The organism is Serratia sarumanii (assembly GCF_029962605.1).
Taxonomy (GTDB): domain Bacteria; phylum Pseudomonadota; class Gammaproteobacteria; order Enterobacterales; family Enterobacteriaceae; genus Serratia; species Serratia sarumanii.
The window spans coordinates 3,297,109-3,312,462 of the sequence record NZ_CP124750.1 but is presented as its reverse complement, the minus strand read 5'-3'; the positions used below and the strand labels follow the sequence as shown (position 1 = coordinate 3,312,462).

14 protein-coding genes are annotated in these 15,354 nt (G+C 56.7%); 3 read left to right on the top strand and 11 right to left on the bottom strand.

What is annotated here, in order from left to right:
• Positions 1 to 395 precede the first annotated feature (395 nt).
• Positions 396 to 1,304 (bottom strand): LysR family transcriptional regulator, encoded by a 909-nt coding sequence (locus tag SSARUM_RS15770; protein ID WP_060430325.1) that lies wholly within the window; start codon positions 1,302 to 1,304, stop codon positions 396 to 398.
• Between the two features lie 106 nt (positions 1,305 to 1,410).
• On the opposite strand from SSARUM_RS15770, the gene SSARUM_RS15765 reads away from it, so the two are divergent.
• Together SSARUM_RS15765 and SSARUM_RS15760 are read left to right on the top strand one after the other, a co-directional pair.
• Positions 1,411 to 2,727: a serine hydrolase domain-containing protein gene (locus SSARUM_RS15765; RefSeq protein ID WP_060430323.1), complete on the top strand. Its 1,317-nt coding sequence runs from the start codon at positions 1,411 to 1,413 to the stop codon at positions 2,725 to 2,727.
• 508 nt (positions 2,728 to 3,235) lie between these two features.
• On the top strand, positions 3,236 to 4,231 hold the full coding sequence (locus SSARUM_RS15760; RefSeq protein WP_060430321.1) for a PDDEXK family nuclease: 996 nt from the start codon (positions 3,236 to 3,238) through the stop codon (positions 4,229 to 4,231).
• Between the two features lie 247 nt (positions 4,232 to 4,478).
• Here the strand turns inward: SSARUM_RS15760 and SSARUM_RS15755 are convergent, their stop codons facing one another.
• From SSARUM_RS15755 to SSARUM_RS15720, 8 genes are all read right to left on the bottom strand, one after another.
• Positions 4,479 to 5,684, bottom strand: a complete 1,206-nt coding sequence (locus SSARUM_RS15755; protein WP_072264894.1) for a DUF4236 domain-containing protein — start codon at positions 5,682 to 5,684, stop codon at positions 4,479 to 4,481.
• A gap of 485 nt (positions 5,685 to 6,169) precedes the next feature.
• The gene (gene lptG, locus SSARUM_RS15750) at positions 6,170 to 7,249 is read right to left on the bottom strand and encodes an LPS export ABC transporter permease LptG (protein ID WP_060430319.1); all 1,080 of its coding nucleotides are present in this window, start codon (positions 7,247 to 7,249) and stop codon (positions 6,170 to 6,172) included.
• Positions 7,246 to 8,316, bottom strand: coding sequence for an LPS export ABC transporter permease LptF (lptF, locus tag SSARUM_RS15745; RefSeq protein WP_049195339.1), 1,071 nt, complete (start codon positions 8,314 to 8,316; stop codon positions 7,246 to 7,248). The genes lptG and lptF overlap by 4 nt, the downstream gene beginning before the upstream one ends.
• 28 nt (positions 8,317 to 8,344) lie before the next feature.
• On the bottom strand, positions 8,345 to 8,911 hold the full coding sequence (locus SSARUM_RS15740; protein ID WP_060430318.1) for a YtfJ family protein: 567 nt from the start codon (positions 8,909 to 8,911) through the stop codon (positions 8,345 to 8,347).
• Positions 8,912 to 8,931: 20 nt separating this feature from the next.
• A complete protein-coding gene (locus SSARUM_RS15735; RefSeq protein ID WP_048321794.1) occupies positions 8,932 to 9,801 on the bottom strand; it encodes a hypothetical protein in 870 nt (289 codons plus the stop codon).
• Positions 9,798 to 11,135, bottom strand: coding sequence for a lipopolysaccharide biosynthesis protein (locus SSARUM_RS15730; RefSeq protein ID WP_004935553.1), 1,338 nt, complete (start codon positions 11,133 to 11,135; stop codon positions 9,798 to 9,800). The genes SSARUM_RS15735 and SSARUM_RS15730 overlap by 4 nt, the downstream gene beginning before the upstream one ends.
• A gap of 72 nt (positions 11,136 to 11,207) precedes the next feature.
• Complete coding sequence (locus SSARUM_RS15725; RefSeq protein WP_060430316.1) at positions 11,208 to 12,002, bottom strand: nucleoside/nucleotide kinase family protein; 795 nt, start codon at positions 12,000 to 12,002, stop codon at positions 11,208 to 11,210.
• Positions 12,003 to 12,032: 30 nt separating this feature from the next.
• A complete protein-coding gene (locus SSARUM_RS15720; protein WP_049213236.1) occupies positions 12,033 to 12,758 on the bottom strand; it encodes a nucleoside/nucleotide kinase family protein in 726 nt (241 codons plus the stop codon).
• A gap of 372 nt (positions 12,759 to 13,130) precedes the next feature.
• On the opposite strand from SSARUM_RS15720, the gene SSARUM_RS15715 reads away from it, so the two are divergent.
• Positions 13,131 to 13,862, top strand: coding sequence for a nucleoside/nucleotide kinase family protein (locus tag SSARUM_RS15715; protein ID WP_041035915.1), 732 nt, complete (start codon positions 13,131 to 13,133; stop codon positions 13,860 to 13,862).
• 69 nt (positions 13,863 to 13,931) lie between these two features.
• On the opposite strand, the gene spt is transcribed toward SSARUM_RS15715, so the two are convergent.
• A complete protein-coding gene (gene spt / locus SSARUM_RS15710) occupies positions 13,932 to 15,104 on the bottom strand; it encodes a serine palmitoyltransferase (RefSeq protein WP_060430314.1) in 1,173 nt (390 codons plus the stop codon).
• The gene (locus SSARUM_RS15705) at positions 15,091 to 15,351 is read right to left on the bottom strand and encodes an acyl carrier protein (protein ID WP_015378483.1); all 261 of its coding nucleotides are present in this window, start codon (positions 15,349 to 15,351) and stop codon (positions 15,091 to 15,093) included. Before SSARUM_RS15705 ends, spt begins: the two co-directional genes overlap by 14 nt.
• Between the last annotated feature and the right edge of the window lie 3 nt (positions 15,352 to 15,354).

The following is a 15,354-nucleotide window of genomic DNA, read 5'->3' as shown; positions in this document are numbered from 1 at the left end:
ATAGTTAAGAGGGTTAACGGCCAGGGCTCCAGTTAAAACAACTGGAGTACCATCGGTTTGATTGATGTTTTTGAATTATTTATAAGATAATTTATGTATTTGAACACAAACACGAGCAGGTATTATGAATGTCTACCCTTTACCCTAAGCCGTCCTACCTATCTCTCCGCACAGCTCTTCGATTGGACTCTTTAAACTAAGACCAATCCACCGATAAACACATGTTTTAACCACGCCGATCAAACCAATAAACCAGCGCCAAGATCAAAAGCGGCTGGGAGGGGGCGGTGAAGAGCTCACTGGGGGTAAACCGCAATTCCCGCTTTTAAGAACGATCGAAAAAGCAACGCGGACGATGAATTTTGAGATCGACTACCGGTAACAACACCGCTAATCTAACAGCGACTTTTCATTTCCCCAATCTCCCGCCACAACCCCGGCAACAGCGCCAACGTCTCATCAATCAGCACCCGCCGGTCATTGCCCGGTTTCCAGATGGTCACCATGGTTTGGCTGATCCCCTGGCTGCCCACTTCGGTGCGCAGCGTGTTGACGTTTTTCCACCGTTCGGCATACATGTGCGTCGGCAGGAATCCCCAGCCGCAGCCCTGTTCAAGCAGGGCGCGCAGCATCTCCAGTTCGTTGGTGAAGATAGTGTGCCCTGAAATTTGCAGGCGCCGCGCCACCGGTTCGTCAGAATCCGGGTGCATGATCACCTGCGGCGTGAGCGAGAGATCCAGTAGCGAAAGCGGCTGTTCCGCGCCAGGGAAAAGCGTTTTGGCGGCGTAAAAATCCATCTCTATCGCCCCTAAGGCGCGCCACTCCATGGTGTCGCCCACGCTGCGGTGGCGCGCCTGGCAGATGCCCAGATCGGCCTGGTCGTTTGCCAGCAGCCTTTCCGCTTCTTCGCGCGAGGCGTTAATCAGGCTCAGGCGCGTGTCGCGTTGGGCCATGGTAGCAATCAGCGCCTGCAGCAGCGCGCGGGGGGTAAAGGGATCGTAGACCAGCGAGATTTCCTGCGCCGCGCTCTTCGGCACGTCTTTGGCAAATGCCTCAAACGCTTTCACCTGCCGCATCAGCAGGTGCGCCTGGCGCTGCAGCTGTTCGCCCTCTGGCGTCAGGTGCAGGCTGCGCCCCTCGCGCAGGAACAGCGCATAGCCCAAGCCATCCTCGAGAAAATCAATCAAATCGCGCAGCGTCGTGCGGTCTTTGCCCAGTTTGAGCGCGGCTTTCGCCAGGCTGCCGTGCTCGGCCACGGCGGTGAAGGCTTCCAGTTGGGCAAAGGAATAAATCAGGCTCGGCACGCGGTTCTCCCGTCGATTTTACGGGGGATTTTCCCCCATCATGCGTTTTTTATTATAGGCCGCGTTTTTTTAAGCTGAACGCCTTCCTGAGCTAAGCGAGAAAAATATGAAAAGCAAAGTGTTTAACCGCAGCCTGCTGGCGGGCATGGTCATCAGTCTCTGCAGCAGTCTGTTGGCACCCGCCGCGCTGGCCGCCTGTGCGGGTACCGAACTCAGCGTCTGTCCCGCGCCTTTCGATGCGCAATTGCCTGACACGCACAAGATGCTCACCTGGAGCCAGAGCGACCGGGTGATCGGTTTTCGTAACGACTACCGCAACTATGCGGGGGATGTGTTTCACCACGGCAACGCCGTGCCGCTGCTGGCCGCCGCTAAACCGTTAACCGACGCCAGCTATCGGGTGAATGGCAAAATCTACAGCCTGCAGGATTACCTGCAGCGCCAGAACGTCAGCGGTATGCTGGTATTGAAAGACGGCAAAATCGCCTGGAAATATCTGGGGCAGGGTAATACCGACTCTACCCTGTGGACGTCGCGCTCGGTGGGCAAATCCGTGGTCGCCACGCTGGTGGGCGTGGCGATTAAACAGGGCAAGATCCGCTCGCTCGACGATCTCATCACGCAATACGAACCCGATCTGAAAGGCACCGCGTGGGACGGCGTGACCCTCAGGCAGCTGATCACCCACACCTCCGGCGTGGCGTGGAATGAGGATTACACCAACCCGAAATCGGACTTCGCGCAGCTGACCGAGTGTGAAGCCAGGCCCGGCACCTACGCCTGCGTGCGCAAGCTGGTGGCCGGTTTGCACCGCGCGCATCCGGCCGGGCAGAACTGGTCTTACTCCTCCGGCGGCGCGTGGCTGCTGGGCGACGTATTGGAACGCGCCACCGGCATGCCGCTGGCGGCCTATCTGCAGCAAAGCATCTGGCAGCCGTACGGCATGGCGAGCGACGGCGTGTGGCATGCTTACGCCAAAGGCCAGCACGACGTGGGCGCGCACGGCTTTAACGCCACGCTGGAAGACTGGGGGCGCTTCGGCGAATTTATTCTGCATAACGGGACGTTGCCGAACGGCAAACAGATCTTGCCGGCTGATTGGGTAGCCCAGTCGTCCAACTGGACTCGGGCGGCGGGTTCGGTATCAGCAGCGCATCCTAACGGCATCTACGGCTACCAGTGGTGGAACAACGAAGTGCCGGTGAATGCGACTAATGTAGAACCCGCTCCGCAGGCCTCCCTGAAACATTCCCTGTGGGCGCTGGGGATCTTCGGCCAGATGATTATGGTGAATCAGGCTGAGAATCTGGTGATCGTCCAGTGGTCTACCTGGCCGCAGGCGGAGCCGTCCTTCAGCGCGCAACCGCTGGAGGCATCGCTGATGTTTAGCGCGATAGCGAAGGGACTGCGTCAAAGCTGGTAAGACCGCCATCTTTTCGACTGAATAGTATGAGCTGAGTGACTGCTGGTGATAGTGAGAATGCGCAGGCGGTTTCTCGCTTCGGACACTAGCGACCTCGCTCGTAGCCGGCATGACTTAGTTATGGACTGGTTGATATGGGGACTGCCAACATTCAATAATAATGTGCGGCCATGCTCCTCAGGCTTTCAAGTGTTTCTTTATCATAAAGACCATCAAAGCGCGGGATTTAGGGGCATCCGTATTAGGGATGAAACATAAAGATAAAATCCACCGAGAGCAGAATAAGTAAGGGAGCGGTTATTAATGCGGAGCAGGATATTGGCTAGATGCGTCCGCATTAAATGATGTTGATGATTTCAATAATAATAAACTTTCTTTATCTCGCATCAATATCAGAGGGCTTACCGGTTGGTTTTGCACGAGAAAAATTTCCTCCGTCGTGATAGATTAAACTCATGAGATATTGATTTTAACTTTCAACTATTACATAGCTAATTAAGAGGGTGTCATGGGGTTGTTCACTTTGGAAGAAAAGGAATTCAAAAAGGTTGCTAAAACTACATTTATGCGAGAGTCGATCCTTGAACGCAGGGATATCCAGTCAGCGATAGCCAAGAATATGAGCGATTTTTTGCCTGATTGCCTGGTAATCCAGGAAGAGTTTAACAATTGGGAAAATAGTCAACGTAGAATTGATTTACTCTGCATCGACAAGGCGTTTAATCTGGTTGTCGTTGAGCTGAAGCGGGATGAGCAAGGTGCGCATATGGAACTTCAGGCGGTAAGATATGCCGCTATGATTTCGCAAATGACGTTTAATGATGCTGCAGAATGCTACCAAAAACGTCTTGATAGCGCAGCAGGTCTTGCTAAGAATGCGGAGCAGGAGATACTCAAGTTTTGTGAGCGAGAGGAAAGCGAGATTGCTGACTTCAATACTCAGGTAAGGATTGTACTAATCTCGGCAGATTTCTCTACGGAAGTGACTAATACGGTACTGTGGTTGAACAATAGTGGGCTAAATGTCAGCTGTTTCAAGTTAAGCCCTTATATGCATCTTGGTAAGGTACTGGTAAATTTTGAACAGATAATACCGCTGCCCGAAGCAAAAGATTTCTTGGTTAGACAGAAGCGTAAAGAAACGGAGGCCAGGGATGCCATAGAAAAAGGAGAGAAGGATTATTCGAAATTTATCTATAAGGGAGGGGTTTATAATAAAAGAAATTTGGCATATGAACTGATGAACGACTGGATCATAGATGCTAACCCGGATGATATGCAAGCGATAGCCTCTGTTTTTGGTGATGATATCCATCGCAGTCTGATTAAGGTTGAACAGGATGTGATTGCGTCACGGCGTAAGCGCTTCCATGATGAAACCGTTGAGCTTGCCTCCGGTGAGATAGTACTAATTACCAATCAATGGAGTATTGGCTCTATTCAAAAGCTGATAAATAAGTTTGCCAGTCTTGGCTATAACATTGAGATGCACCAGCAAGAGTGATACCAGGCGGCCAAGCAGACGGTCTCAGTTGTGAAAGCGGAACCTTGCCACTATATGCGATGGCATTGCTCCGCTTCGTATTATCTCCGTTGCTCGCAAACCTTGCCAAGACCGCCTTTACACCAGCGCTATCCCTAACCCTGCCGATCAAACCGATACCAGCGCCGGGATCAGCAACTGCTGGGCGAGGAGGGTGGTTGAGGTTCTTTGGGGGGAGCACCCTCGTATCAGCATAAAAAATATAGCGTTACACTCTAACTAGCGACTCAGTTTCAGTGAGCGAGAGCTGATAGCGTTTCACTGCCTCTGCAAAGGCTTGGGCGGCATCGGCATTCGAGACCATATATTCTTCAGTTACACCCGTTTGAGAGTGGAAAGTAATATTCCCATAAATACAAATAGGGATTTGATAGTTGTCTTTGAATCTGCGGTCTGGTGAGCCATTCTTGTTCGTTTTAGCCCATGTATGCCCAGCTATACTGGCATCATTTGGAACGCCATCCTCTTCATGGAATCCGCGAGGTTCTGCACTAATTTGTAATTCTCGTAAGTCAATTAGAGCAAATGCCCCATCAGCTCGCGGTATGACTGCAACACCGGGATAAAGCAAAATATCGTCACCATTGGCATTTTCAAACCGCATCGCTCGTCCTGTAAACTGAATGAGATCGGTTGAACTAAAATCGAAGGTAACCGGATGACGATTAACAGAGCGTGTGGCTAACGTCCTTTCGGCAAACTGGTCTACAGCTTTATCAGCAGTAATATCCCATTTTTTGACGCTCGATTTTAACACGTCGAATGCACGAACCATTGCGTCATAAGTTCTCTGTGAGGCATCGCTGCTTTCGAAAGTGATAGCGATTTTTGTACTGTCTTCCCAAGATACGAGGCGAGATATTTCTGCTTGGGTTTGGGGAAGTTTGATCTCAAGTTCTGCTATACGACGCTTGTAGAACAAGCGGAATAGGCTTGATTTACGTCGAGCCAATTCGCTTTTTTGTTTTGACTCTTCAGCAATGGCCTCTTGTAAATCAGCTTTTACCTCAGCTCTTTGCTCACGTGCTTTGGCGAGCAGGTCTCGCAAAGGTAAAAGAGATGCGCTTGTCAGAACTTCAACAGAAGCGCTGGAAATTTCATTCATGCCAGCATGAGGCATATAAATTTTGGCATTTGATGGAACGTTACCTGGCGTTGTCTCCGGCATTTCAAGATGAGTTTCTGTAGCAGACGGATTCAGTGGATGGGTAACTGAGTGCTTAGTGCCGTAGGAAAAAGTAGGTGTTGTATACGATAAACCAGAACCCGGTAGTCCTACGGTTGCTCTAATCCCTTTTTGCCCAACATTGACTGTCGCGCCCGGTACACCGATGCTCGCGCTGATTCCACGCTTACCAATATTGAGGCGAACGCCGGGGAAAAGAGTAAAGGTTTGTCTGAAACGAAGAGACATAAGGTAATCCCTGTATAGTAATAATACGCACTAAAGTCTGAAATTTTCTTCGTATGAACATTAAATCGATACAGAAGCCTAACCATTAGCCCATTCCAATACTAACTTATAGGAATTGATTATCGCTTCAAAAAATACAGCATTGAGCTGATTTCATCGTAAGTGATTTTCGCACCCCATGAGATAGATATCCATATAAATTATGGTGATGATGCTCAAAGTTAACTTGCGGATAGTACTGTTATAGCCGTTAATTCTAATGTTCAGCACGAAAAATATTTGGATGCTAATTATGAAAGGTGATCTCGAGCTACATTTCCCATTAATCTCACAATGTGGCCGATTGGAGACTGCTCGCTTCCATTTTCGCCCATATTTGCCAATACCCACCAAAATCTAGCGTGTGAACTCAGGCGCTGAGTTAACGCCGCTTGCGGACGAGTAAATCACCTGCAACCCTTCCCATCATCCCACTGTTCTCACCCCTAACCCCGCCGATCAAACCGATAAACCAGCACTAACGCCAGCGCCAGGATCAAAAGCGGCGGGGCGAGGGCGGTGAAGGGCGCGTTGAGGGCGAACAGCAACCCCAGGTTGAGGACGATCTGGTAAGCGATGTAGGTCAGCAGCCCGACGATCACGCCAAGCGCTAACCGGCTGCCCATGCCGGGGGCGCGTGGAGCGGTGAAGGTAAACGGGATGGCCAGCAAAATCATCGCCAGCACCAGCAGGGGCTGGCCGAGTTTTTTCCACAGCGCCAGGCGGTATTCGGTGCTGGGCTGCCCCGAGCCCTGCAGGTAATCGATATAGCGCTCCAACTGTTGGAGCGAGAAGCTGCCCGCCGGCAGGGTCAGCTCTTTCAGGCTCGGCACGGCGAACAGCGAGCGCCAGAGCAGGCTATCTTGCCGCGCAATCGTCTCTTTTCTGCCTTGCCAGCTTTTCAGCATCACGTTGTGCAGCAGCCAGCTGCCGTCGGCGGCGGTGCTGGCGCTGTCGGCGTAAATGTAAGATTCCAGCGCGCGGTTGGCCTGATAACGGAAGATCTCAATGCCGTGGGGCTGGTCGTTCTCATCGACGGTTTTGACCGTCACAAACTCATTGCCGCGCCGCGCCCACAGCGGGTTCACGGTGACGTCGTTAGCGTTCGACTGCGCCAGGGCGTTGTTCTTCATCTGCAGCGCGCGTTGCTGCAACGGCGAGGCCGCCCATTCATCGAGGGCGCCGAGCGACAGGTTCATCAGCAGCCCGGCGGCGAGCATCACCAGCGCGATGCGGAATATCGACATCCCGGCGGCGCGGATCGCGGTCAGCTCCAGGGTTTTAGATAGCTGCCCCAGCCCGACGATGCCGCCGAGCAGCGCGATAAACGGCCCCAGATCGACCAGGCTGCGCGGCAGGGTCAGCACGGTCACCAGCAGCGCCTGCTGCCAGCGGTAGCCGCCCGGGGTCACGTCCTCCAGCTCGTTGATCAGCGTAAAGGTGGTGAACAGCGGAATGAGCAGCCCGGCCGCGGCGGCGAAGCCGATGAACACGTTGCGGATCAGGTAACGGCTAAAAATAGTCATCGGGAGGGTTTCCGCAGCAGGGATAAGTCGCGCGCCAGCAGCAGGGCGATGCCGGCAGCCATCGCCAGCGGCACCAGCCAAACGCCGGGGATCGTCGGCAGAGAGCCGTTGGCCACCAGCGTGCGGCAAATGTTGCCGCCATAGAAAATCGCGGTAAACAGCACCGTCAGGGGCAGCAGCGCGGCGTAGCGCCCCTGCCGCGGCTTGATGCGGCTAAAGGGGATCGCCAACAGCACCATCAGCACGGTGGTCAGCCCGCGGCTTTCGCGCCATTGCAGTTCGGCGGCGTCGCCCGGATCGGCGGAGCGCGCCAGCTCCGCCGGCGAGGCCGATTTGTGTCGGCTCTCGGCGCTGGGCACGAACGGCTTGAGCGCGATGTCGAAGTTGTCGTAATTCTGCCCGTTGTCGTCGGTGCCCTGGCGATCCAGCACATAGGCGGTGCCGGTTTTCAGCCGCACGGCGGGGCTGGCGGGGGAGGCGTCGAGCACCTCCACCGACTGCGCGCGGTACAGGTTGGTATGATGGCCGCCGCGCACATAAATCAGGGCATCCGTTAGGTGGTTGGCCGTTTTGTCGACGTGGTTGGCGAGGATCATGCGGCCGTTGCCGCTAACGTTGAATTTGTCGGCCTGCAGGTGGCTCACGTCCAGCACCGACTGCGACTCTTGCTGCAGCTGATAAATATTGGCGTACGCCCAGGGCCTGCCATACAGCGACAGCAGCGTGACCGCTATCGCCAGCGGCACTGCCAGTATCAGCACCGCCTTGTACAGCCGCAGCGGGCTGGCGCCGGCGGCCAGCATGGCGGTGATCTCCGCATCGCTGTACAGCTGGCTCAGCGCCACCGCCACCGAGACATACAGTGCGACGGGCAATATCATCTCCAGCGCGATCAGCGATTTATAGAACACCACGTCGGCCACCACCCGCAGCGCCAGCGTGCCGTTGGCGGCGTCGGTCAGGTAGCGCTGGGCGGAGTAGCTGGCGAACATGAAGATCAGAAACCCGGCGATCATCATCACCAGGCGGCGGATCTCAACCGTGATGTAGCGTTCGATCAAAGACATGCGTCATCGGCTCCCGGCGGCGTGCGCTTCATGGCGTCTCCTGCGCGATCAGCGCGCGCAGCAGGGCGATCACCTGGTCAACTTCCTGCGGGGTGAGTGCGCCGTCCTTTGCCCACTGCACGCGCCCGGCCTGGTCCAGCACCACGATGGTGGAGCTCTCCTCCGGCAGCCGCCAGGCCATGCGCCCCAGCCCGTCGCTGTCGACGATGAACTGCGCCCAGGGGTAATTCCGCTTGTTTTTCTCGATCTTGCCGCGCACGAAAAAGCCGGAGCCCGGTATCGCGTCGTCGGTGTTGACGATGGTGGTGGGCTGGAAGCGATCGCCCGGCAGGTTCGCGTCCTTGACGGCGTTGATCAGCAGCGAGTTCTTCTTCTTGGCGGAGGTGCGCCCGGCGATGTATTGGATCACCCGCACCTTGCCCACCAGTTTTGCGCTGTTCCATGGCCGGTAGCTGAAATCGCCGTTGCGCAGCAGCAGTTCGCCGCGATCGGCGATGGCGATCGGCGCCACCGGCCGGCCCTGCACGAAGTTATGCGCGGATGCCGCCAGCGGCGACAGCAGCAGCGTGAAGATCAGCAAGCGACGCAACGTCATCATGGCTCCTTGCAACGCGCTTATCTGCCCGCCGCGACGGCCGGCGGGGAAAACGACAGCGGAAAGCGCGCCAGCAGCAGCTCCAGGCGCTGGCGAATATCGATATCCAGGATCGCCGGCCGATCGTAGATATCGCCGCCGGCCAGTTTGTCCGCCACCATCACGTCGTGCCGGTCGCCCATCAGGCCGTTAATCGCCGCCAGGAAGCGCGAGATCTGCCGGGCCTCGCGGTTGTCGGGATCGATCGATCTCAGCGTGTCGTAAAACGACACCTGGCGGCTGACGATTTTGCGCACGTTGTGGAACTGGTGCCCGGTCAGCGCCGGGCTGGCGATCAGCGTCTGCAGCTGGCGCATTTGCTCCTGGCGGTAGGTGATAAAGCCCTGTGCGCTTTCCAGCCGGGTGTGGCGCAGCGCATAGCGCACGTATGACCACACCGGCTTGCTGAGCAGCAGCCGCAGCAGGTTGCCGTACAGCGTCAGGTTCTTCTGGTTGCCGTTGCGAAACGCATCCTGAAAATGACCGAGCACCACGGTGGTGGTGTGGAACAGGCGGTTGGCGCGGTGGGGCGCGCCGTACAGCTGCTGGGCGAAGCGCAGGTGCTTATAGCGGGCGCGGATATATTTGTAGCGCATGCGGGTGGGCGCCGCCAACTGCGGGTCTTGCAGGAAACCGTTCACCAGTTGCAGCAGCTCGCGGCGGGAAAAGCCGTCTTCCCAAAACTGCAGGCACAGCGCGTAGTTGTCCCGGATGCTCTCGGGGGAACACTGCAAATCAATCTGCTGTGGCAGGCTGATATTCGCCTCAACCAGGTCGTCTTCTTCCACCGCGACAAACAGCGCCTGGGTGGTTTCGGCGGAGAACTTCTTCCAATTATCGGTAGCGGTCATTGATTACTCTCTTTGGGCACATTCAGCCCCAACATAAAGCGATTGCGGTAGGCGCCGATCGTCGGTATCAGGGATAACAGAACGTCTAAACATTGCCCCAGTAAATAAGCGAAGGCGGCGCCCTGCACGCCGAAGGCATACGCCATCGACACCAGCAGCGCAATGTAGGCCGCCGAGGCCGTCGCCTGCGCGATCAGGAAAGCGCGCTGCTTGCCTGCCATAAACAGTAAGGATTCCTGCGGGAAGCCCATCATGGAGACGATGATCGCGCCCAGCATGATTTGAATCAGGTCATAGGCTTCCAGGTATTGCTGCCCGAACACCGCGGAAATGAGCGGTTTACCCACCAGCAGCATCAACACCGCGACGGCCAGGCCGATGCCGCCGGCCAGCAGCGAGGAGCGCAGGCCCAGCAGCCACGGGGTCTTGGTGCGCGGATCCAGGCGCATGATCTCCGGATAGAAGCTTTTCTCCAGCAGCTTGGCCGGGGTGCCCGTCGCATCGAAGAAGGTCATGGCGATCTTGAACAGCCCGGCGGCGGCCGGCCCGAGCACCACGCCCACCAGCACGGTGGTGCAGGAGTTGCGTGCGGCCCAGATGGTGTGGGCGATGTTGGTGGTCCAGACGAAGTTCCAGGCGCCCTCGATGCGGCGCGCGACGTTGAACAGGCGCGGCCTCAGCGCGCCGTGGATATCGCGGCGGCGCAGCTCGCGTGCGGTGAACCACCAGAACAGCGTGCCGCCGATCAGGTTAGAGGCGTACCAGGTGACGATAAAGCCGGGGAATCCCAGATCGAAATAATAGGAGATGACGCTGCCCACCGCCTGCAGGAACGGCTTGATCGCCTGCTGAATGGCGATGAGATCGAAGCGGTTGAAGGCGCGCAGCACGCCGGTCGGCGTGGACGAGGTCATCGACGGGATCAGGGTGCAGTACAGCATGGCGAGCCAGAAGCTTTCGCTGTCCAGCCCCAGGGCGTGAGACAAGAACGGCAGCATGATCATGCCGCCCAGCACGGCGATGACGCCGCTGGCGATATCCAGCCCGAAGGAGAAGGCGACGACGTCGCGGAAGCGCCCGGTGTTTTGATGCTCCAGCGCCGGGGTGCCGAATTGCACCACAAACTGCCAGGTCTGGAATTTGATGAAATCGCTGACCGCTTTGGTATAGGCCTGGATCACCACCAGCACGCCGAACATTTCAGGCGACATGCCTTTACCGGCGCAGGAGAGCGCCAGCAGGCCGAGCAGCGCGCTGGCCACGCTGCCGGAGCCTAAGTAGGCGGCATTACGTAAAATGGAGCGAAATGCGCCATCGGAAAACCACCGTTTCATAACCCAAACCAGCCGTTATCGTTGTTTTGCTGCATCTTGTGTTCCGCTGTCATGCGCTTGCCCTGTATGCGTTTAATAAACCTGAGTTTCTTCGCCGGCGTTTTCGCCGGGTTGCCCGATGTCGCTCTGTGGGCGCTTCGCGGGGTTCACCACGGCGGAAATGGCGTTGAGCGCGTTGCTCAGCACCTCGTCGTAAGGCGCTCTGGCGTCCAGCTCGATGATGCGCGCGCCGTTGTACTGCAGGCGTACCATGGCGGAAATCTTGTCTTTCAGCTCTTCATAGCTGTGATCGGGCTTGCGGGAAAACGCCGTATCGACGTCGATATCGAGGCGAATGATCAGCTCCGGCCGATAGACGGCCATGCGTTGATATAAACGGCGTTCGCGCGCCGCCAGGTGGCTCAATAGCCAGCCTTTTGCGCGTTCCACGCCGATGCCGGGCCCGTCGTAGTAAAAACCTGAAATTTCCGCCTGCGGGTAGCGATCGCTGATCACCAGCACGCCGCTCTGCGCCAGCCGCCGCACCTTGCGCAGGTTGGAGGCGCGCCACAGCGAAAAGCCGTACATGATCAGCGCCGCCCACAGCGCCGGCGGCCTGTTGCTCATGCGCTGGGTTTTATCGGATTTGGCCGCCAGGCGCCGTTCCAGCCACACGCCGATGAACGGCAATTTCTTGATTTTGTCGCCGTCTTCGCCGGAGATCAGCCCCAAATAGCGCCGCTCCGTGGGGCGATGTTGCTGCAGGTTCTTGACCAGATCGGCGGTCAGCGTGGACTTGCCGGTGCCGTCGCTGCCCACCACGGCAATCAGCCCGGTGATGCAGGAGGAAGAGGTATTCTGTTCGGCGGTGAGTTTATTTTTTTTCATCTGTTTCGGTACGAAAAGGTTATTTGGCGGTTAGGCATTGGCGGCCCTCAGCGATATTTTAACGGCGCGCAGAGACTCGTCGAAAATACGGTTGGCCGGCTCGCGGCCGTCTAAATCCAATATGTTAGCGCCGTTAAACGTCAGGTGCGGGATGACGGCGATTTTTTCACGCAATGCCGCCAGCGAGTGATCGGGTTTGCGTGAATAGGCCGTTTGTTCGTCAATATCCAGCCGAATTAATAATAAGGGCTGATAAGACGCCATCCATTGGTAGAGGTTTTGTTCGCGCTTTCTCAGCCAGCGGATCCAGCGATTGCCGCCGGCGGTTTTCGCCAGCTGCGGGCCATCGAAACGAAACCCCGCCACTTCGGCCTGCGGATAACGATCGGTGATCAGCAATGCGCCGCTGCGGCTTTTCTTCAGCATGCGACGGAATTTATAAACGCGCCAATAGGAGAGTAAAAAAATCACCAGCGCCGTGGCATTATCCGGCGGCGTGGAAGGGCGCTCATGCACGCGCTCCGACTTCTTCAGCAAATAACGCCCGAAGGGGGCGCCAATAATCGGCAGCGAACTGATCCATTCGCCGATGCGCCCGGAAGACTGGCCGAGATAAAGCAGTTCGGCAGGTTCTTGTGGCGATAAGGCGTTGACCAGGCTGGCGGCTAACGTGGATTTTCCCGAGCCGTCACAGCCGGTTATCGCTATTACGCGCACGGGCGAGCGATCAGATGAAGGTCTTATCTGCTGACTCACAATAATTGATCCAATGCGAAAAAAACTATTGTATTCCAATACGCCTTGGGTTCAAGATATTTATTGTGCTTTGCTGCGATAAAATAATGAGATTGCTATTCCTGTTCGTTATTTGAATTGATATTTATGGCGTTCGTTCTTGTTATTTTGTGCTAATTGTTGGTGCGTGCGCCGGTTTCGCTTTTTATGTTAATTTCCGGCCGGGCTAACGGCGAAAAAAGAGCAGAGGTTTTCAATTTTCGCTTAATGTTTTGTGCTTTTTGGCGTCGCGTTACGGAAAATTTTTTCCACGCGGCCGCCACGGCAATGATAAGCGGTAGTTCGCTTCAAATATGGCACGCCGTTTCTGGTGTATTGAAAGAGAGTCTTATTATGAGTGCAAAATTTCCGCCGCTGATTGCGGTTATCGGCAGCGACGGATCGGGTAAGTCCACCGTTTGTGAACATCTGATCGCGTATATGAAACATTATGGCCCGGCGGTGCAGGTGCATCTGGGCAAACAGGCGGGCAACGTCGGCCGCGCGGCGGCGAAATTGCCGCTGCTCGGGCGCTCGGTGGGCAAGGCAATCGAGAGCAATACCAAAAAAGTCAAAACGAAAAAATCCCGGATTGGCCTGCTGCCGTCGGCGGTGATCATCGCTTTTGTGGGGCGGCGGCTGCTGCGTTTTCGCCGCATGCTGGCGTATCGTCGGCAAGGGTTCATCGTGTTGACCGACCGTTTTCCGCAGGCGCAAATCCCTGGCGCTTACGACGGCACGGTTTTTCCCGTCGACGTTGAAGGGAGCCGTTTCGTCCGTTGGCTGGCGGCGCGCGAGCGGGCGGCGTTCCAATGGATGGCGGGGCAAAAACCGGATCTGGTGCTCAAGCTGAATGTCAGTCTGGCGGTGGCCTGCGCGCGCAAACCCGATCACCGCAAAGCGGCGCTGGAGAAGAAGATCGCCGTCACGCCGTTATTGACGTTCGAAGGCGCCGACATCGTGGATCTCGATGCCGATCGGCCGATCGAGGAGGTGCTTTCGGCGGCGGAAAAAGCCATCGCGGAATTTATGGCGGCGCAGGGTTATCGCTATTCCGCTGATGAAGTATCAACGGCTGCGCACTGAGGCGCGCATCGGTTCGGCAGGGCGGCGATGCCATTTTCGGCACCGCCGCCGCGGCCGAGAGGGAAGGCTTTATTTTTTCAGCGCCGCAAAGGCGCGCACGATGGTGTCGATCTCTTCATCGCTGTGCGCGGCATTGACGCTGCAGCGCAGCAGGGTGACGCCCGCCGGCGCGGCCGGTGGCAGCACCAGGTTTACATACACGCCGTGGGCGATCAGCTCGCGCCAGAAACGCAGCCCTTCTTCCTTCGAACCGATCATCACCGGCACCACCGGGCTGATGCGCGGCCCCAGGGTATACCCCAGCTCGGCGAGGCCGTGGTACAGGCGGTGCGCGTTGCTCCACAGCTTTTCCCGCAGTTCGGGATGGAGCGCGATTTTTTGCAGCGCCGTGCGCACCGACGCGATGCTCGACGGCGACGGCGACGCGGTAAAGATATACGGCCGGCTGCTGTAGCGCAGCACGTCCATCCCCTTGCCGCCGACGGCGAAACCGCCGATCGAAGCCAGGCTTTTGCTGAAGGTGCCCAGGACGATATCCACGTCTTGCTCGACGCCCAGCGCTTCGGCCAGGCCGCGGCCGTGCTCGCCCATCACGCCGAAGGAGTGCGCTTCGTCGACCAGCAGATACCCGCCGAGCCGCCGCTTGATGTCGACGATTTCCACCAGCGGGGCGACGTCGCCCAGCATGCTGTAGATGCCTTCCACGATAATGATCGCCTCGCGCGCACGCTCGCCCAGGCGCAGCATGCGGCGCTCCAGATCGGCGGCGTCATTGTGGCGGAAGCGAATAATCTCCGCGCCGCCGAGGGCGCAGGCGTCGTAAATGCTCGCGTGGCTGTCCGCGTCGATCAACACCACGGCGCCCGGTCCCGCCAGCGTGCTGATGACGCCCAGGTTGGCGGTGTAGCCGGTGGAGAACACGATGGCGCTGGGGCGATCGAAGAATTCCGCCAGCTCCCGTTCCAGCGTCAGGTGCGATCCGTAGCTGCCGTTCGCCATGCGCGAGCCGGTGGTGCCGGTGCCGAGCGCGGCCAGGGCCGCCTGACCGGCGGCGATCGCCTGCGCATCGAACGTCAGGCCAAGGTAATTATTGGTGCCGGCGAGGACAATCTTTTGATCGCCGATGCGGCCCTGGGTGGCGGAATAGACTTCGTCGATACAGGTGCCGAACGGATTCAGACCGGACGTTTGAAATTGTTCGCGGTCATTGGCGAGGCGCGCAAACTTATCATACAGTCCCATGGTTTTTCTCCAGATAAGGGCGCAGCGCGTCAAGCAGTTGCTCAGGCGTTCTGACATCAAGCAATATATTGATAGGAATGGAGATATCTAATTCATCTTCCAGCATCATCAGCAGATCCAGGACTCTGATGGATTCCAGGCCAAGATCATTGACGAGATCGCTATCAGGTTTTATTTCCACTCCGCCTTCGACGATACCTTGCAAACACGTCAGGATATAATCCATTACAGCATCGCGATTTAGCATAAG